We start from the raw sequence: 19,128 nt of genomic DNA, 5'->3' as shown, positions 1-19,128 counted from the left end.
GTGTTTTATTATTTACTCTTTTTCTTTGTTGCTTTTTTATTGACCGGTTTAGCCGTTGCTTTTGGGGCTGGTTTAGCAGCCACCTTCACCGCTGCTTTCTTTGCAGGCGCTTTGGTTACCGCAGCTTTCTTAGCTGGTTTAGCAGCCACTTTTGTCACCGCTTTCTTCGCCGGTGCTTTGGTTACCGCAGCTTTCTTAGCCGGTTTAGCAGCCACTTTTGCCACCGCTTTCTTCGCGGGTGCTTTGGTTACCGCAGCTTTCTTAGCTGGTTTAGCAGCTACTTTTGCCACCGCTTTCTTAGCTGGCGCTTTGGTTACCGCAGCTTTCTTAGCTGGTTTAGCAGCTACTTTTGCCACCGCTTTCTTCGCGGGCGCTTTGGTTACCGCAGCTTTCTTAGCTGGTTTAGCAGCCACTTTTGCCACCGCTTTCTTAGCTGGCGCTTTAGTCACAGCGGCTTTCTTAGCTGGTTTAGCAGCCACTTTTGCCACCGCTTTCTTCGCGGGCGCTTTAGTCACAGCGGCTTTCTTAGCTGGTTTAGCAGCCACTTTTGCCACCGCTTTCTTCGCGGTCGCTTTAGTCACAGCGGCTTTCCTGGCAGGCGCAGCGGCCACTTTCTTAGCCGGTGCTTTCGCCGCGGGGGCAGGTTTAGCAGGCGGCTTTGCTGTTGTTTTGCTGGCTGGTGCTTTCGCTGCGGTAGCTGGCTTGGCGGCTACTTTATCGATTGCTTTCTTCACCGGTGCTTTTACTTCGTCCTTGCTAATAGCCACCTCTTTTACAGGGGCCGGCATAGCAGGTGCAGCTGGTATGGTGACAGGCTTTTGTTCTTTCTTTCTCTTCGCTTTCCTTTCAGGTACAACAGGTTGAGACGCAGCAGGAGTAACCGGTTCAGCTACAGGTGTAACAGGCACTACATGGGTTTCCGCCACTACCTGGTCTACCACTGGCACTGGTTCTGGCTCAATACGGGGCGCTTCATGTGTTTTAGGCGCGGGGGCATGTTCCCATGGTCTTCCTTGCTTGTCGGCACGGAATTTTTCCTTTTTCCGTTTACGTTCATCGCGACGTTGTTCCCTGCGTTGTTCGTCACGGCGCTTAGGTTGGAAGGCGCCAGGAACGGCAGGTACACCTGTGCCCGTGAGTTCATCTTCCAGGTCGTAGTCCAGCTGGCGTTTGGCCAGGTTGGCCGCTACCACCCGGATACTTACCTTCTCGCCTATACGAAACTTGCGACCGGTGTGTTGTCCCACCAGGGCATATTCTCCTTCGTTGAACTGAAAATCTTCCCGCCTGTTGAGGTTATGAATACTGATCAGTCCTTCACATTTGGTATCCATGGTTTCCACCCAGAAGCCGAAATGCGCCACACCACTGATCACGCCTTCAAAGGTGTGACCAATGAACTGTTGCATGTATTCCACCTGCTTATATTTATTACCGGCTCTCTCTGCCTCCATCGCCTTGCGTTCCATCTCCGAGCTGTGTTTACATTTCTGCTCCATTTGCTTATCTGGGCGTACGCTGTTGGCCAGGCATTCCGCCAGTACGCGGTGTACCAGTACGTCGGGATAGCGGCGTATTGGCGAGGTAAAGTGGCAGTAGTCTTCAAAGCCGAGGCCATAGTGACCTATGTTATCTACCGTATAAATAGCCTTCGCCATGGTACGGATGCCGAGCGTTTCCAGCACCGGCTGTTCTGGCCGGCCTTTTACCTGGGCCAACATACTATTGAATGATTCCGCAATGGTTTCAGGGCCACTGAGATCGAATTTATAACCAAACTTGCCCGCAAACAGGGCAAAGGTTTTCAGCTTTTCCGGATCCGGCGTATCGTGTACACGGTATGGGAAAGGAATAGGCTGTTTATTAATTCTCAGTTTTGCGACAAAGGCTGCAATGGTTTTATTGGCCAGCAGCATAAACTCTTCAATCAGCTGGTGGGCCTCCTTGCTTTCTTTAACCACAATCCCGACGGGCTTACCTGTTTCATCCAGTTTAAAACGCACTTCCTGGGAAGAGAAGTTGATAGCACCCTTCTCAAAACGCTGTGCACGGAGGTTTTGAGCAATCTTGTTCAGCAGCAGTACTTCGTTCCGGTAAAGGCCTTCTTTTGTTTCTATAATATCCTGTACCTCTTCATAGGTAAAGCGATGGTCAGAATGAATGACAGTCCGCCCAATCCAGTGTTGTTTTATTTCTCCTTTATCGGTCATTTGGAACATGGCCGAGAAGGTAAGTTTATCTTCATGTGGGCGCAGGGAACAAAGCTCGTTGGATATTTTTTCGGGCAACATCGGCAGCACCCTGTCTGGCAGGTATACCGACGTGGCGCGTTTATCCGCCTCCTTGTCCAGTTCCGTTCCCGGCAATACATAATGACTTACATCCGCAATGTGCACACCCACCTCATACAGCCCGCTTTTTAACAGGCGCAGGGAAATGGCGTCATCAAAATCCTTTGCATCCACCGGGTCGATGGTCATGGTGAGGAATTTGCGGATATCTTTGCGATTACTTACTTCCGTTTCCGTTATATTTTCCTGGAGATAGTCCAACTCCGTCATGACTTCTTTGGGGAAGTTGAGCGGGAAGCCTGCTTCAATGAGGATTTCCTTCATCGCCAGGTCGTTGGTATTGGTAGCGTCCAGTATTTCTATGATTTCGCCTACCGGTTTACGGGATTTCTCGCCCCAGGCTACTATTTTCACCACGGCTTTATCGCCGCTCTTAGCGGTTCCAAGGGAATTGGCGGGGATATAGATATCCGGCATAAACAATCCTTTTTCAGGTATCAAGAAAGCAAAGCTTTTGCTGACCTGGAGGGTGCCGGTAAATTCAGTTTTATTTCGTTTAAGGATGTCCGTTACAATGCCTTCCATGCGGGCGCCATTGTTGCGATCTTGCTTCAATACATCTACCAGTACTTCATCCCTGTCGAGGGCGGTATGCAGGTTTTTCTGCTTCACCATGATGTCTTTGGTCAGGCCTTCCACGATCACAAAAGCCATTCCTGACTTTGTTACTTCCACAATGCCTTTAAAGGTTTTCTTCTGGGTATTTTGGTGGTTATGGTGATGATTCCCTTTTTTATTTTTCTTTTTTCTACTCATGTTAGTCGTAAGTTATCATTGACCAGGAGCTGGCAGGTGCCGGCTTATGTAGTCAAAAATAAAGTTATTAAATAATTCTGCCTCTCCGAAGAGGAAGGATACTTCCACAGGAATAACAGCCATGCGGAGGTTTTGTTCTGCCAGCTCCTTTTTCAGCAGGTGTAGTCTCACTGCATCCTTTTCGGTGGTGATGACAATCTTTTCGGTACCTGGCAAGTCGCTGCATTCTTTTTTGATTTTTGCGATATCTTTTTCTGTGTAATAATAGTGATCGGGAAAGGACAAGAGGTAAACCTGGTCATAACGCCGTTTCAGTTCATCGAGCAATGGTTCGGGCCTTGCTATACCACAAGCCAGCAATACAGTTGCTGATGGGGGGATTTCCACCGGTTGATGGGTTACCATATCGGACAGGGCGCCGTACTGCAAGGTAGTGAAAAAGAGCCGCTGATGAGGCAAAGGGTTAATTTCTTTTTCCAGGGCTGCTTTTTCTGCCGGGCTCATATCCGGCGGACACTTGGATACGATGATGCAGTTGGCGCGGTGATAACCGGCCCTGCCCTCTCTCAGGCGGCCGAAGGGTACCACATGATCGCGGGTAAACAGGCGGCTGTAATCGGTGATCATGATATTCATGCCTGGCTTAATAGAGCGGTGCTGGAAGGCATCATCGAGTAATATCACCTGGGTATTGGGTTCATCGCCCAGCAACTGGGGAATAGCCAACATCCTTTCTTCTCCTACGCAGACTTTGATATCGGGGAATTTATCATGAAACTGCATCGGTTCATCCCCGATATCTGCGGCGGTGCTATGCTCATCGGCCAGCAGGTAGCCGCTGGTACGGCGGTTATATCCCCGGCTGAGGGTTGCTACGTTGAGATGGTCTTTCAACAGGCGGATCATATATTCCACATGGGGCGTTTTACCTGTACCTCCCACAGAAAGGTTGCCGGCGGCAATAACCGGCAGGTCAAATTCCACGGCGGTTAGCAGTCCTTTGTCATAGAGGCGGTTACGGATCCACATCACCAGGCCATACAGCAGGGAAAAGGGGTATAAAAGAAAATTCAGGTATCTGAGCACTGTTGTTTATTTAAATTGATAAATATGATCCGGGGTTACCACCGTTTGCAGCGGAATATCCCAGGGATCTGCATCCTGGATGGCGGGCACTGGTTCAAACAGCGACAGCCCCACCGTATGCGCCCCCGGGCATTGCTGCAGGAAGCGGTCGTACATGCCTTTACCGTATCCTACCCGTTGCCCTTTCCGGTCGAAGGCCAGTAAAGGCACAAAGATGAGGTCTATCTCAGCCGGTTGTACTTCTTCCCCATGTTCGGGTTCGGGTATACCAAACTGGTTTTTAACAAGGATGGTATTGGTTTTCCAGAGATAATGGATCATGTCGCCTGTTTTCATATCCGACCGGGAAAGCACCCATTGCAGGCCAGGGTGTTCCTCCCGCAGCCATTTGACCAGCGGCCAGGTATCAGCTTCTTTTTTTTCTGAAATAGGCAGGAAAACGTGAGCCATCCGGAAACGGCTGTAGTCCAGCTGCCTGCAGCGATCCAGCAACCGCCCATTCAGATCCAGGGCCGTATCGTCGTCCATATTGAGCCGTAGCTCCAGGAAATGTTTTCGTATATCCTTTTTAGTGGTCATGCCATTAAAGTATGCAGCGAGGCAGACAACAACTGTGCCTGTTGTTGTACAAATGCCTTATTCACAGGATCGGCCTGCGGGATACGCCCCACTTTGGGATAGCCACTCCAGCGTACAATATCATCTTCATTGGTGTGGTAATCGCCGTTAAACACCCATCCAATAACGGGTACGCCTGTATGTTGCAGTACCCTCGCAGTAAGCATCGCATGATTAATGCTCCCCAGGTAATTCTGCGCTACCACCAGCACTTTCGCATTCAGCGCCAGGATCAGGTCGAGGGTCGACAGTGTTTCGTTAATGGGTACCAGCAGCCCCCCGGCGCCTTCCATTACCAATGCCCGGTTCCTGGGCTGGTATTGTTTCGACAAGGCCACAATGCGGTCGATATCAATATTTTTATTTTCCAGCCGGGCTGCCAGGTGCGGAGAGGCAGGCGCCTGCAGTAACCAGGCCTCCGGGTGACAAACTGACACGTTATTGGATAACAGGCTGCCGACGGTATCTGTATCTGTACCTTCCAGCAAACCTGTTTGTACGGGTTTCCAGTAATCGGCCTGCAACGCTTCGGTTACACAGGCTGCACTGATCGTTTTTCCCACGCCGGTTCCTATACCGGTAATAAATATGCGTTCACTCATTGGCAGCAAATATAGGGAGAATGTATAACGTAGCGCCGGAAACCAATCGTAAAGCGCCCGGGCGGTATCGACCCAATTCCGTATTTTCGTAAACGTACAACCTCATTTTTTTATGAAATATTGTGATAACATACTCGAAACGATAGGAAATACCCCGATGATCCGGCTGCATCGCGTTACGGCCACCCTTCCCTGCACAGTACTGGCCAAAGTGGAGTTTTTTAACCCGGGCAACTCTATTAAAGACCGGATGGCAGTAAAAATGATAGACGTAGCCGAACAAAAAGGACTGCTGAAACCTGGGGGCACCCTGATTGAGGGCACTTCCGGCAATACTGGTATGGGACTGGCCCTGGCCGCCATTGTGAGGGGTTATAAATGTATTTTCACCACTACCGATAAACAATCCAAGGAAAAGGTGGACATCCTCAAGGCGGTAGGCGCCGAAGTAATTGTATGTCCCACCAACGTGGAGCCTGAAGATCCCCGCTCCTACTACTCCGTATCCAAAAGGCTGGCCACGGAAGTGCCCAACTCTTTTTATGTGAATCAATACGACAACCTGGCTAACCGGGATGCCCACTACGAGCAAACCGGTCCGGAAATCTGGGAGCAAACGGAGGGAAAGATCACCCACCTGGTGGTGGCTACCGGCACCGGCGGTACCGTTACCGGCACCGGAAAATACCTAAAAGAAAAAAATCCCGATATCCAGGTATGGGCCATTGATAGCTATGGTTCCTTGTTGAAAAAATATTTTGAAACCGGTGAAATAGATATGAATGAAGTATACCCTTATATCACAGAAGGTATAGGAGAAGATTTTGTACCCGAGAATTATGATATGACGGTCATCGACAAGTTCGAAAAAGTAACCGATAAAGATGCTGCTGTGATGGCGCGCCGCATCACCAAAGAAGAAGGTATTTTTGTGGGTTATTCCGCCGGATCTGCGATACAGGGGCTTTTGCAGCTGAAAGCGTCCCTGAAGCCTACCGATGTGGTAGTGGTTATTTTCCATGATCATGGCAGCCGTTATGTAGGAAAAATATACAACGACCAATGGATGATGGAGCGCGGCTTCCTCGATGTAAAAACGGTAAAGGATGTAGTGAATGGCCGCCGTAATCAGCCGCTGGTCACCATTGGCACAGATGAAAAAGTAAGCGAAGCCATCGCCCGCATGAAGAAATTTGATATTGAACATATCCCCGTGGTAAAAGACGGCGAAATAGTAGGTGCCATTTCTGAAAGTGGGTTATTCAACCGCCTGATCGATGACGCCAACCTTAAAGACGCCGCCGTACAGCAGGTGATGCAGGCTTCTTTCCCGCTGGTGGGACAAGATACGCCGATAGAAAAACTGTCGGTATACATTAACCGGGAAAACGGCGCTGTGCTCACCAAAGACGACAGTGGCAACCACCATATTGTAACGAAGTATGACATTATCCAGGCCCTGGGCCGCTAGAAAGAGCGGAAAGCTGAAAGCAAAAAGCAAAAAGCTATAATGTTTTGCTGATTAAATCGCTTTGATCATTCGCTACAATAGCTTTTTGCTTTTTGCTCTTTACTTTACGCTTATGCTCACTTTCACTGATCAGTTAAACCGTCAAATAACACTTGCCCACCCGCCACAGCGGATTATTTCGCTGGTGCCTTCACAAACCGAACTGCTCTGGTCCCTGGGGCTTGAAAAAGAAGTGGTGGGCATCACTAAATTCTGCGTACGCCCGTCTGCGTGGTTTCGCGAAAAAACACGGGTAGGCGGTACCAAAAATATACACGCCGATATTATCAAATCGCTGAACCCGGACCTGATCATTGGCAATAAAGAAGAAAATACCGAGGCAGATGTAACTGCGTTGATGGAGCATTACCCAGTGTGGGTGAGCAATATACAAACGCTGGAAGATGCCATTGAGATGATATCGGGTATAGGAGCGATTACCGGCCGGCAGTCGGCTGCTGCTAATATCTGTGCCCGTATACAGGCGGGCTTTAGCGCGTTGCAACCACTCGCTGAGCCGGAGCCCACTGCCTACTTTATCTGGCGGGATCCATGGATGGTGGCCGGGGGCGATACCTTCATTCATGAAATGCTGCGTACCTGCGGGTTGGAGAATGTGTTTGGGTCCAGGCGCCGTTATCCGTCGGTGACTGCGGAAGAGCTTTCCATTAGCGGGTGCCGGCGGGTATTACTATCTTCGGAGCCCTATCCTTTTAAGGAAAAACATATCGCGGAATTACAGGCTATACTCCCGGAGGCACAGGTACAGCTGGTGGATGGGGAAATGTTTTCCTGGTACGGCAGCCGTTTACTGGAATCCCCGGCTTATTTTCAGTCTTTGCTACATCCTTTAAAATAACGAGGCAACCTTCTTCTTTTCGTTTGCGTAAACAGTGAATAGATCAACAAAAAAACGCACATTTATGGAAAGAAGAGATTTTGTTTCCAACCTCGGACTAACGCTGGCACTGGCTTGCACAGCGGGATTGGCGGCCTGCAGTAAAGGCGGCAGTAATGACAATCCCACCCCTACGCCCCCGGCGGGCGGCAATGGCACTGCAAAGCTTACCCTCAACCTCACCAGCGATCTGCCTAATGTAGGCGATTTTAAAATCTCCAATGGCGTTATCCTGATCCGTACCGGCAGCGGTAATACAGCATCAGCGTTCACTGCGTTGTCCAGCACCTGTACGCACCAGGGCTGTACCGTAGCTACTTACAACAACAGCTCCAAATTAATTGAGTGTAATGCGCCTTGCGGCCATGGCAGCAGGTATACCACTACCGGCGCCGTAAATACAGGTCCTGCTACGGCGGCATTGTCTGCCTTTACTGTAAAAGTAGATGGAAGCGTGCTGACCGTCAGCTAGTGATGTTGAAGAAAATCCAGCACCCATGCGGCAAATGCGGCGCTACGCACTACGGAATTATGATCGCCGGTAACCGTACCATGCATGCCTGCCGGCATCATAGCGGCGAGTGATCCGCCGGTGTCATTATCTTCATCTTTATCCCCTCCGATAACCAATACTGGTTGCTGTACTTTGGCCAGTTCCTGCGGTGTGGTGGCAGGCTGGCCAAACTGCATCCAGGCGAGGGCGCGCTGATCCAGGCCGGCCTGCTGCACATTTTTCACCATCGTCGCCAATGCCGGTACCGGTTTCCCGGAGAGGGCTTCATAAAATTGCTGACGGCGGGGCCAGGCTGGATTGGTGAAAGCGGTGCCCATACCTCCTATAACGGCGCTGGATATACGACTATCCAGTACCAGCAAACGCGCGGTGATAATGGATCCGCGGGAATATCCCACTACCTGGTAGTGCTGGAGCCCCAGCCGGCTGGCCAGCTCCATCACATCTTTTGCTTCTGCATCGTGCAGGTAGGCAGTGCTGTCCTGCGGATGATCTGAAGCGCCATTACCCCTCATATCCAGTGTTATAACGCGGAAGCCATACAAAAGCAAAGCGTCATATAAGGCGGTTCTTTTCCAGGATTCGCCGTCTACAATAAAGCCATGTATTAATATTACCGGTTTACCGCTTCCTTTTACCGTATAATGAATACGGGTACCGTCAAAAGAAGTATAGTACAGGAGAGAGTCGGTCGCCTCGGGCGAAAAAGCTTTCGCAACGGGCATCTTCAGCCATAACAGCAGCAACAGGGCCAGGTATTTTTTCATATGGAACCGGGTTAAGAAAAGGGTAAAATACATTTTTCTGTTGGTAGATTTAATACATAAGCACTTACTTTTCGCTATAAATCTTCTATTTAACTCCTTATATTTGCTTTCCTAAAAAATAAAACACATATCAGAGTATGGGAAAATACAGAGCTGGCGTATTATTCGGCGAAGAGCTGGATGCGCTGTATAACGATGCCAAAAACAACGGATTTGCTATGCCTGCCGTGAATGTTGTGGGAACTAACTCCGTGAATGCGGTACTGGAAACAGCTGCTAAGGTAAATTCACCGGTGATTATACAGTTTTCTAACGGTGGTGCACAATTTTTTGCCGGTAAAGGTATGCCGAATGACAAGCTGCAGGCCAATATTGCAGGTGGTATCTCCGGTGCTAAACACGTACATGAAGTAGCTAAATATTATGGCGTACCTGTAGTATTACACACTGACCACGCTGCCAAAAAATGGCTGCCATGGATCGATGGTTTGCTGGATGCGGGTGAAGTGCATTTCAAACAGACCGGTCAACCACTGTACAGCTCTCATATGCTGGATCTGTCTGAAGAACCTATTGCTGAGAACATCGAAATTTCTCATAAATATTTCGAGAGAATGAACAAACTGGGTATGTCTATCGAAATCGAGCTGGGCGTAACTGGTGGTGAAGAGGATGGCGTTGATAATTCCGGTGTAGATAACGCTAAATTATATACGCAACCTGAAGAAGTAGCCTATGCGTACGAGATCTTATCTAAAGTAGGCCCCCGTTTCACGGTAGCTGCCGCTTTTGGTAACGTACACGGTGTATATTCTCCGGGTAACGTAGAACTCCGCCCGGTGATCCTGCACAACAGCCAGGAATTCATCCAGGAGAAATTTAAAACTGCGGCTAAACCAGTATACTATGTATTCCACGGTGGTAGCGGATCTCCCAAACATCAGATCACAGAAGCCCTGGGTTACGGCGTTATCAAAATGAACATCGACACCGATATGCAATGGGCATTCTGGGAAGGTGTACATGATTTCTACGAAGCGAAGAAAGATTACCTGCAGGCACAGCTGGGTAACCCGGAAGGCGCCGACAAGCCTAATAAAAAATACTACGATCCACGCGTATGGCTGCGCAAAGGCGAAGAAACCTTTGTAAAACGCCTGGAAGAAGCGTTCAGAGACCTGAACTGCATCAACAGAAACGCATAAGGAGCGCTTAAAGCATAAAGCGGAAAGCAAAAAGCTATTGCAGAAGAGATTATAAATTATGTTATATTTTATAATATATTTGCCATCTCTGCTGCAATAGCTTTTTGCTTTCCGCTTTATGCTTTAAGCTTTTTCTCATATGTTTTTGGCTTTATACGATAATTCGTATCTTGCACCACTATTTTCTAATCTAATAGCAAAATATGTCAAGCTGGTTTAAGCGAATTAAACAAGGCATTTCCACTACCACCAGTGAAAAGAAGGAAGCACCGGATGGGTTGTGGCATAAGTGTCCTAACTGTAAGAAAACCACCACTGTTAAGGATCTGAAGGAGCATTTCTATGTTTGTGATAAGTGTAATTATCATAACCGTATCAACTCTGCCGAGTATTTTGAGATCATTTTTGATAACAATCAGTTCGAGGAACTGTTTCCTAATATTTACCCAACGGACTTCCTGGGTTTCAAGGATCTGAAGCCTTATGGCGACAGGTTGAAGGATGCCCAGAAGAAATCCGGACTGAAAGATGCGATGACAGTAGGAGCTGGTAAAGTATTGGGGAGCAACCTGGTGGTAGCCTGTATGGACTTTAATTTCATTGGAGGCTCTATGGGTTCTGTAGTAGGTGAAAAGATAGCCCGTTCCATTGACTATTGCATTCTTCACAAGATGCCGCTGATGATTATTTCCAAGTCAGGCGGCGCCCGCATGATGGAAAGTGCATTTTCCCTGATGCAAATGGCTAAAACATCTGCTAAACTGACCCAGTTGGCCGATGCAAGGCTGCCTTATATCTCCCTGATGACCGACCCTACCACGGGTGGTGTAACGGCTTCTTATGCTATGCTGGGCGACCTGAACATAGCTGAACCAGGTGCACTCATTGGTTTTGCCGGTCCAAGGATTATTAAGGAAACAATTAAAAAAGATTTACCTGCTGGCTTCCAGAGTGCAGAGTTCCTGCTGGAACATGGATTCCTGGATTTCATCATGGATAGAAAAGAATTGAAGACGAAACTGGCCAGCCTGCTGACCATCTTCAAAAATTAAGCATTTGGCAGCCGGCCTTCCATCATGGAAAGCCGGCTGTTAAATCGCTAAAAAGCAAATAATGGCAGAATTAAAGAATAGATCGGCATATTTTGAGTACGCAATAGAAGATAAATTTATTGCCGGGATGGTGTTGCTGGGTACGGAAATCAAATCTATACGTGCCAATAAGGTGAGTTTTAATGATTCGTTCTGCTACTTTTCTAAAGGAGAATTGTATGTGAAAAGCCTGCATATTGCAGAATACTCCCACGGTACTTCTTCCAATCACGACCCCTTAAGAGAACGCAAGCTGTTACTGACCAAGCGGGAACTGAGAAAGTTGGAAAATAAGATCAAAGAACGTGGCTATACCATTGTACCCCTGCGCATGTTTATCACCGATAAAAGTCTCGCTAAACTGGAGATAGGACTTGGTAAAGGTAAGAAAGTGCACGACAAACGGGATACCATCAAAGCCAGGGAAGCTGACAGAGAATTAAGACGACAATTCAAATAAATAATCAAGCTGGTAAACAAGTCCATTTAAAACTACCCCCTTGAAAAAATTATCCTGCAGGCAGTTATGCTGTATAGTTGCCCTCCTCGCCTACACCTTACTCCTCTCCTGCAAATCAGGTGAAAAGCTCTACAACAAAGGCCGCTACAGTGAAGCAGTGCTCGCATTTGTAAAAAAGTTGCATCGCAAACCACAGGATGCCGCCGCCACACGGTTGCTGCCAGATGCCTACCACCAGGCCCTGCAGTCGGGAGAAGACAGGGTAAACGAATGGCTGCGCTCCAATAATCAACTCAAATGGGAAAGTGTCAGGAATGAGTATAGGGCGCTTCAAAACCTCTATAATAGCATCCACAGCTCCCCTGCTGCCCTGAAACTAGTGCAACCGAAGGATTATCGCGACGCCATCACCGGCGCCCAGGAAAATGCCGCTGAAATACGGTATGATCGCGGCACGGAGCTACTCAATCGCGGCGATAAGGTCAGTGCCCGTCAGGCGTATGAAGAATTTGGTGCCGCCCTCAAATTGATTCCCAACTATCGCGATACCAAACAGCGCATGGACGAGGCCTTTCAGCTGGGCGTCGTAAACGTGGTAGTGAGCCAGATAGAAGTACGTTCGCCCTACTACCAGTTCAGCGCCGACCAGTTCCGCGATTACCTCGTGAGGAACCTGCAACAGCGCAATATCAACCGCTTTGTACAGTTTTACGATGAACGGATAGCCCGCAGCGAAAATCTCCGCCCTGACGAGTATATCGAACTGCGCTTTTTTGACTTTGTCGTAGGACAAACCTTTGTAGACCGTATCCAGCGGGATGTATCAAAGGAAATTGTAACCGGCACCACAAAAGACACCAGTGGCAATACGATCAATTTATACCAGACTGTAAAAGCTACGCTATACATCACCAAAAAGACGGTGGTATCGAAAGGACTGCTGGACTATCGTATTACCGATACCAACAACGGCCAGGTGCTGCGTACCGACCGCATTCCGGGCAATTATACCTGGGTAAATCAATTTGGTACTTTCCGGGGGGATGAACGAGCGCTCAGTGATGAGGACCGTAAGCTCATGGGTGGACAGGATGTACCGCCACCTCCACCTTCAGATCTGTTTATGGAATTTACCCGCCCGATTTATGACGTGCTGGCCAGGGACCTGCAGAGTTTTTATAACAGTCTTTAAGGGAGATTATATCTTTTGTTTCAGGATAGGAATTAACTGGTGGGCAGGCACTACCCCACTCTGGCGCCAGATGAGCCGGCCTGCTTTGAACAACAATAAAGTAGGCACACTGCTGATCTGCCATTGCGCCGCCAGCTGCTGATTCTTATCGATGTCTATTTTAACGATCCGTAGCTGATCGCCCATTTTGTCTTTTACTTCTTTTAGGATTGGCGGCACCATCTGGCAGGGACCGCACCAGGTGGCAAAACAATCAACTAATACAGGAGTAGGAGATTGTAGAATAGCTTGCAGATTTTCCATGACACGCGATTTAATTCCAATGCCAAATTACGCACTTTTTGAAGATCCTAAAATATAACATATATTAGATATACAATATCGCTTATCTCCCTGCATATGAACCTCGTTTCCTCCATCATCTACCTGGCCTGGTTTCTCTCTGAAATTCTTTTGCACAGGATCTTGCGCGGCGGCGCCCAAACAGACAAAAAGAAGCAGGACAAAGGCAGCCTGGCGTACATATGGCTGGTGATCATCGTATTCCTGAATCTCGCTGTTTTTCTTGCTTATAAAACGCGGTATATCATAGTACCCGGTCCAATTATGACGCGTATAGGCTTAACCGTTATACTGCTCGGTATGATACTCCGTTTCGCAGCTATCCAGCAGCTGGGGAGATTATTCACTGTAGTGGTTACCATCCGGAAAGACCACACCCTGAAAACAGATGGACTATACAGCATATTACGGCATCCCGCCTATACCGGTTCCCTGCTTTCTTTCCTGGGATTTGGTCTATCGCTCAATAACTGGCTGGCATTGGCGGTAGCGTTTGTCCCGGTATTGGCGGCCTTTATTCATCGGATAAACGTGGAAGAGAAGATGTTGACCACGCAATTTGGAGAGGAATATATTAACTATATGAAACACTCCAAGCGCCTGGTGCCGTGGATTTACTAGTACCCAACTAATAAAAAAATCCCCCGCTACAGCGGGGGGATTTTTTTATTAGTTGTTAAGATTCGGATTATTCTGCACTTCCGTTATTGGTATGGCGAACAAGTAAAAATTACTGTAGGGCGTGAAAGCCGTTCCATCCGGCTGTTTCAGTGTTTGATGCCCCTGTCCTGCTACTTCCACAAAAGAACCATCTCCCCTGGGTACCCTGATAATACTGTCTTGCCCATTGTACGACAGGAATGGTTTTCTGACCACGGTACCGCCTGTACGAATGATATCAGAGAGCGAAAATCCTTCTCCCCATAATTCTTTCCTCCTTTCTACCAGGATGGTATCTACCAGGTGACTGCCATTTCCGGTATAATGGGTGGCGCTGCGGGCATCTCTCAATACATTCAGCGCTGCTGCTGCCTTGCCGGTATTACCATTCTGGGCATAAGCTTCTGCTTCGATCAGGTACATTTCAGCGGAGCGCATCAGTACCAGGTCGCCGATCAGTGCGCCCGGATCCCTGAAGCGGAATTTTTTATACCGCAGGAAACCTTCCTGGTCGGGCAGCGTATCCCAGTCAAACAAACGGAAACGCACATCTGCACTATCGAAGAAATTTTTGAAATAAGGATCGGCCATAAAGCTCTGGTAGTACGACGCCGGCGTAGACACATCCAGGAAATGAAAGTTATAGCTGGCGTTACTTTGATTAGGCGTTTGCGCATGTCCCCAGATCCATTCGCCATTGCTGATATCACTGAATCCCTTGTTATACTCGTCTCCCGACATCAGCGGATAACCGTTACGCGCGGCTATGGCGCTGGTAATGGCTTCGGGCCACTGGCGGTTATATAAGTAAGCACGGGCCAACAAACCATTCACTACGCTGGCATCGATTTTCCATTTCTGGGTACCACTGCGTTGGTAATCTTTCAGCAGCGGCAACGCCTTTTGTAAATCATCTATCACCAGTTTATACACCTCTCCGATAGTGGCTTTGGGCTTTCCAACGGAAGTAGGGCCAGAGGGAGTAGTATAAATGGGCACTGCTTTTTCAGCACCGGTTTTGTTGAACTGGTAAAAGGAAGCCAGGGTCAGGTAGCAGTTGGCGCGCAGCGCATATGCCTGGCCTTTGAGGCGTTGTTTTTTGCTGTCATCTCCAGTGGCATTATCGACCCGTGCGATAATGTTATTGCAGTTGTCGATTACCTTATACAAGATGGTCCAGTAAGCGCTTACGCGGTTCTTGGTGTTGTCGTTCATTTCCGTATAGCCATACGCCGCACTGAATCCGTAAGAGGAAATCACGGCTACATCGCTGCCCATGGCATCGCTGGTCAGGTTGATGGATTTGTAGCCGGGCACCGCATAGGAGAAAAACTCCTCAAACATATAGGACCAGGTACCATTCAATACGGTTTCTACATTGTCGGCTGTACTGAATACCTGGTCGTCAGGTACAGCATTGGTAGGCTTGGTATCCAGGAAATCTTTTTTGCAGGCACTGAACGCCAACGCTGCGAATATGATCAGTAATAATTTCTTGTTCATGGCATGAATGTTTAGAAGCTGAGGTTAATACCGGCGGATAGTGATTTAATAGCCGGATAACGGTAATAGGTGGTTCCGCCGATGGATTGTTCCGGATCCAGCCCTTTATGCTTATAGAGGGTGAACAGGTTTTCTCCCTGCAGGTAAATCATTACGTTATGCAGGTGCGCTTTCTCCATCCATAAAGCAGGAAGGTTATAGCTCAGGTTCACGCTCTTTAAGCGCGCATAGCTGGCGTCATACAGGAAGCGGCTGGAAACGGACGTCCAGTTGGTGTTGATGGTTGTCAGCTTTGGCACATCTGTGTTCTTATTGTCCGGTGTCCAGTGGTTCAGCATTTCTGTAGCAAACGGGCGTCCGGGGCTGGTGCCGGTTCCTAACAGGAACAGGTAATCCTGGTCCAGTACCTTACCTCCAAGGCTATACGCTACCAGGAAGGAGAAAGAAAATCCTTTATAGTTGAAGGTATTGGTGATCCCCCCATATACATCCGGCAGTGAAGAGCCGCTACCATAGAGGCTGGCGGAACTATAATTGTTGGTAATGCCTTTGGAGCCATCGGCTTTGTCGACATACCACTGTGGCAAGCCGGTATTAGGATCTACTCCTGCCCATTGCCTGAGATAAAATTCATAAATAGACTTCCCTACTTCCAGTCTTTTGGTGCCGCTGATAATTGTTTTTTGTGGCAGTTCCGTTACCTTATTGCGGTAGCGCGTCATATTCAGGTCTATGGCCCAGCTGAAGTCCTTTGTTTTAACGGGTATACCATGCAAGGTCAGTTCCGCACCGGTATTTTTCAAGGCCCCGATATTCTGTGCAATGGAACCGAAACCCAGAGATGGTGCGAGTGGCTTGGAATACAGCAGGTCTTTCGAACTGCGCTGGAAGAATTCCAGGGTACCACTAAAACGGTTATTAAATAGGGCGAAGTCGACCCCTGCGTTGAAATTTAGGTTTGTTTCCCATTTCAGCAATGGATTATAGAGAAACCGGCGGTAAGTACCGCCTTCGCCCAGGTTGCTGTTTACTTCCAGCAAAGGATAATAGTTGTAGTAAGAATCCGGCCCCAGGTTGTCATTGCCTTGTCCTCCGTAGCTGGCGCGTAAAGTCAGCAAATCGAGCCAGGAAACATTTTTCAGTGCTTTTTCTTCCGTCAGTTTCCAGGAGGCGCCTACTGACCAGAAGGTACCCCAGCGGCGGTTAGGCGCAAAGCGCGAAGATCCGTCGCGGCGCAGGGAACCCGACAGAAAATATTTTCCTTCGTAATCGTATTCAGCACGGCCGAGGTAACTGGAAAGGGTATACGTATCTGTATATCCCTGTAAGTCCTTGATCAGGGAAGCATCCGACAGCTCATCCAGCCCGGGCAGAGAGAAACCGGATTTCTGACCATCCATAAAAGTGGTCTGGTATTTATAAGCTTCCTGTCCGGCCAGTAAGCTCAGGTGGTGCTTTTCATTGAACGTTTCTTCGTAAGTAAGGAGGTTGTTGAAGGTCCAGCTGAAAGTACGATAAGTGGCCTTTTCCACGGTACCACCTACTTCTGCATCGAATCCGAGCGTAGGATTGGTGTAGTCGTGTGATTGACGGTTGGTATAATCGGCGTTATAGCTGGATTTAAATTTCAGTCCGCGCCAGATCGTTGCTTCTCCATACACACGGGCAGACACGTCATCCCGGATCACATTGTGTTTATCTATCGCCGAAGTGGCTACCAGGTTGCTGTTTGGATTATCGGCGCTGGGACGGTAGCTACCGAAATCAAATATCTTATTACCGTTGGCATCCAGGATATATTGACCTGTGGCTTTGTCGCGCTGGTAAATAGGATAAAAGTTCGACATAAGCCTGCCATAGTTTACGTAGTTATCGGAGCGGCTGTCTTCTGAAGGAGGCGCCTGTTGATCTGAGTGCGCGCCGCTGAGGTTCAGTCCTACTTTCAGCCATTTCTTGGCATCCAGTTCCACGTTGCTGCGTACGTTATAGCGTTTAAATCCTGAGCCCAGGTAAATGCCCTGGTCATCGAGATATCCTCCGGCAATGTAATAACGGCTTTTGTCGGTAGCGCCGCTGATATTGAGGTCAGCTTCTGTGCGGTGACCGGTACGTTGCATGGCATCGTTCCAGCTATCATCCCAGAGGGGCTTAGCGCCGCTCACCAGTTTACCGTCGGTGCCTACCGGTTGCGGGAAGGCAGTACCATAGGGATTAATCCCCACTCTCCGTACCAGGTTACTGCTGGCCTGGGCGGCGGCTGTAGTGGGAGATAAACCATTGGTTAATCCCGCGTTACGCAATGCTTCCCAGTACATCTGAAAATATTGGTCGGTGCTTACTTTTTCATAATCTTTTACTGCTCTGTTAGAGTAGCCCTGGCTAACGCGTACGTCTATATTATTTCCGCCTTTTTTGCCCTTTTTTGTGGTGATGATAATCACCCCGTTGGCGCCACGGGAGCCGTATAACGCGCTGGAAGCGGCATCTTTCAATACGCTGATGGACTCAATATCATATGGATTAATCGCGCTGAGGCTACCACCATAGGGCACGCCATCTACCACATATAAAGGATCGGCGGATGCGTTGATAGAACCTACGCCACGGATGCGGATAGTCGCTTCCGAGCCTGGCTGTCCGCTCGAAGCAGAACTTTGCACGCCGGCAGCGAGGCCCTGCAGGGCTTTGGTAACGTTGGATACCTGGCGGTTGACCAGTTCATCGCTTTTGATGGTAGCCACCGAGCCTGTGTAGGAATTCTTTTTGGCCGTTCCGTAAGCTACCACTACCACTTCATCAATATCTTTCCCTGCGCTTTTGAGGGAAATGTTTAATGGCGTAGTGCTGACAGGTACTTCCTGTGACTCCAGGCCCACAAAGCGGATCACCAGTGTAGTAGCAGCGGGGTCGTTGACCTGTAATGTAAAATTTCCGTTAGGATCACTAACTGTTCCGTTAGTCGTTCCTTTAACTACTACGGTGGCCCCGGGTAGTGGTGTATTGTCTTTTGCGGAATAAATACGGCCTGTGACCGTACGTGACTGCGCAAATATGGCCAATGGGCCAAATAGCAGCAATGAGAGCAGTAGTCGTTGTAACATAAACTGAAGGGTTGAAAATATAATAAACAGGTTTTTGGCAATACAAACACAGGCCTGTTGTGTAAACAGACTATGGCTGTATGATATTCCATTGTTGTTAATAGCCGTAATGGCTGGTGTGACCAGATACGGTTATAGATTGTTGTAACTCGCTACTACAGCGGTTTGCATAGACAGTTAGTGTTTTCGATTTATTAGTTAATTAATGGCAACAACAATAGTCGGTTGTTAAAAATGGTTGGGTTATTTTCCACATAAGCATTCATTTAAATTCGATCTTTATTACCCTATAACTTCTATAGACTAATGGGTCGCAAAGCTAAGTGCTTTCGTAAAGAAAAACAAAAGATTTGTTAAAAAAGTAGGTATCTCTTTTTTAAATATTCGATTTACAGGTTTGATGCGGTATTGCGCTGATAAAAATGTGATGAGCGGAAATTCCCTGTCATCAAAATGCGGAAAGCTGTTTTTA

Annotated in this window: 16 protein-coding genes; 8 read left to right on the top strand and 8 right to left on the bottom strand. The window is 48.3% G+C overall.

The genetic code is table 11. The annotated features are described in order from the left end of the window. Window positions 1–8: 8 nt before the first annotated feature. Genes rnr through bioD form a run of 4 tightly spaced genes read right to left on the bottom strand, consistent with a single transcriptional unit; the run spans window position 9 to window position 5,413 of the window. Complete coding sequence (rnr, locus tag FHW36_RS30470; RefSeq protein ID WP_186452356.1) at window positions 9–3,107, bottom strand: ribonuclease R; 3,099 nt, start codon at window positions 3,105–3,107, stop codon at window positions 9–11. Between the two features lie 15 nt (window positions 3,108–3,122). Further along, window positions 3,123–4,193 (bottom strand): tetraacyldisaccharide 4'-kinase, encoded by a 1,071-nt coding sequence (gene lpxK, locus FHW36_RS08945; RefSeq protein ID WP_145665879.1) that lies wholly within the window; start codon window positions 4,191–4,193, stop codon window positions 3,123–3,125. A 6-nt stretch (window positions 4,194–4,199) separates the two neighbouring features. Further along, window positions 4,200–4,772, bottom strand: a complete 573-nt coding sequence (locus FHW36_RS08940; protein WP_145665870.1) for a 5-formyltetrahydrofolate cyclo-ligase — start codon at window positions 4,770–4,772, stop codon at window positions 4,200–4,202. After that, window positions 4,769–5,413: a dethiobiotin synthase gene (bioD, locus tag FHW36_RS08935; RefSeq protein ID WP_145665867.1), complete on the bottom strand. Its 645-nt coding sequence runs from the start codon at window positions 5,411–5,413 to the stop codon at window positions 4,769–4,771. The genes FHW36_RS08940 and bioD overlap by 4 nt, the downstream gene beginning before the upstream one ends. 112 nt (window positions 5,414–5,525) lie before the next feature. On the opposite strand from bioD, the gene FHW36_RS08930 reads away from it, so the two are divergent. The 3 genes from FHW36_RS08930 to FHW36_RS08920 all read left to right on the top strand — a co-directional run bounded on the left by FHW36_RS08930 (window position 5,526) and on the right by FHW36_RS08920 (window position 8,293). Next, window positions 5,526–6,884, top strand: coding sequence for a pyridoxal-phosphate dependent enzyme (locus FHW36_RS08930; protein WP_145665861.1), 1,359 nt, complete (start codon window positions 5,526–5,528; stop codon window positions 6,882–6,884). Between the two features lie 112 nt (window positions 6,885–6,996). After that, window positions 6,997–7,782, top strand: coding sequence for a helical backbone metal receptor (locus FHW36_RS08925; RefSeq protein WP_145665858.1), 786 nt, complete (start codon window positions 6,997–6,999; stop codon window positions 7,780–7,782). Between the two features lie 64 nt (window positions 7,783–7,846). Further along, on the top strand, window positions 7,847–8,293 hold the full coding sequence (locus tag FHW36_RS08920; protein WP_145665856.1) for a QcrA and Rieske domain-containing protein: 447 nt from the start codon (window positions 7,847–7,849) through the stop codon (window positions 8,291–8,293). Here the strand turns inward: FHW36_RS08920 and FHW36_RS08915 are convergent. Beyond that, the gene (locus FHW36_RS08915) at window positions 8,290–9,102 is read right to left on the bottom strand and encodes an alpha/beta fold hydrolase (protein WP_222429031.1); all 813 of its coding nucleotides are present in this window, start codon (window positions 9,100–9,102) and stop codon (window positions 8,290–8,292) included. The genes FHW36_RS08920 and FHW36_RS08915 overlap by 4 nt on opposite strands. A gap of 137 nt (window positions 9,103–9,239) precedes the next feature. Between FHW36_RS08915 and fbaA the strand changes: the two genes are divergently transcribed. The 4 genes from fbaA (at window position 9,240) to FHW36_RS08895 (ending at window position 13,050) form a co-directional block, all read left to right on the top strand. Continuing rightward, window positions 9,240–10,307, top strand: coding sequence for a class II fructose-bisphosphate aldolase (gene fbaA, locus FHW36_RS08910; protein WP_145665853.1), 1,068 nt, complete (start codon window positions 9,240–9,242; stop codon window positions 10,305–10,307). A 203-nt stretch (window positions 10,308–10,510) separates the two neighbouring features. Beyond that, window positions 10,511–11,359: an acetyl-CoA carboxylase, carboxyltransferase subunit beta gene (accD, locus tag FHW36_RS08905; protein ID WP_145665850.1), complete on the top strand. Its 849-nt coding sequence runs from the start codon at window positions 10,511–10,513 to the stop codon at window positions 11,357–11,359. A 61-nt stretch (window positions 11,360–11,420) separates the two neighbouring features. After that, complete coding sequence (gene smpB, locus FHW36_RS08900; RefSeq protein ID WP_145665847.1) at window positions 11,421–11,858, top strand: SsrA-binding protein SmpB; 438 nt, start codon at window positions 11,421–11,423, stop codon at window positions 11,856–11,858. Window positions 11,859–11,898: 40 nt separating this feature from the next. After that, window positions 11,899–13,050 carry a hypothetical protein gene (locus tag FHW36_RS08895; protein ID WP_145665844.1) on the top strand — a complete coding sequence of 384 codons (1,152 nt, stop codon included), beginning with the start codon at window positions 11,899–11,901 and terminating at the stop codon, window positions 13,048–13,050. Window positions 13,051–13,056: 6 nt separating this feature from the next. Here the strand turns inward: FHW36_RS08895 and trxA are convergent, their stop codons facing one another. After that, entirely contained in the window at window positions 13,057–13,353 is a 297-nt protein-coding gene (gene trxA, locus FHW36_RS08890) for a thioredoxin (protein ID WP_145665841.1), read from the bottom strand. 96 nt (window positions 13,354–13,449) lie between these two features. On the opposite strand from trxA, the gene FHW36_RS08885 reads away from it, so the two are divergent. After that, window positions 13,450–14,013, top strand: a complete 564-nt coding sequence (locus FHW36_RS08885; RefSeq protein WP_145665838.1) for a methyltransferase family protein — start codon at window positions 13,450–13,452, stop codon at window positions 14,011–14,013. Window positions 14,014–14,061: 48 nt separating this feature from the next. Here the strand turns inward: FHW36_RS08885 and FHW36_RS08880 are convergent, their stop codons facing one another. Continuing rightward, on the bottom strand, window positions 14,062–15,555 hold the full coding sequence (locus FHW36_RS08880; RefSeq protein WP_145665835.1) for a RagB/SusD family nutrient uptake outer membrane protein: 1,494 nt from the start codon (window positions 15,553–15,555) through the stop codon (window positions 14,062–14,064). An 11-nt stretch (window positions 15,556–15,566) separates the two neighbouring features. Next, entirely contained in the window at window positions 15,567–18,656 is a 3,090-nt protein-coding gene (locus FHW36_RS08875; protein ID WP_145665832.1) for a SusC/RagA family TonB-linked outer membrane protein, read from the bottom strand. Window positions 18,657–19,128 lie beyond the last annotated feature (472 nt).

The organism is Chitinophaga polysaccharea (genome assembly GCF_007829335.1).
Taxonomy (GTDB): domain Bacteria; phylum Bacteroidota; class Bacteroidia; order Chitinophagales; family Chitinophagaceae; genus Chitinophaga; species Chitinophaga polysaccharea_B.
The sequence above is the reverse complement of the archived record's forward strand: the minus strand, read 5'-3'. Positions and strand labels throughout refer to the sequence as shown.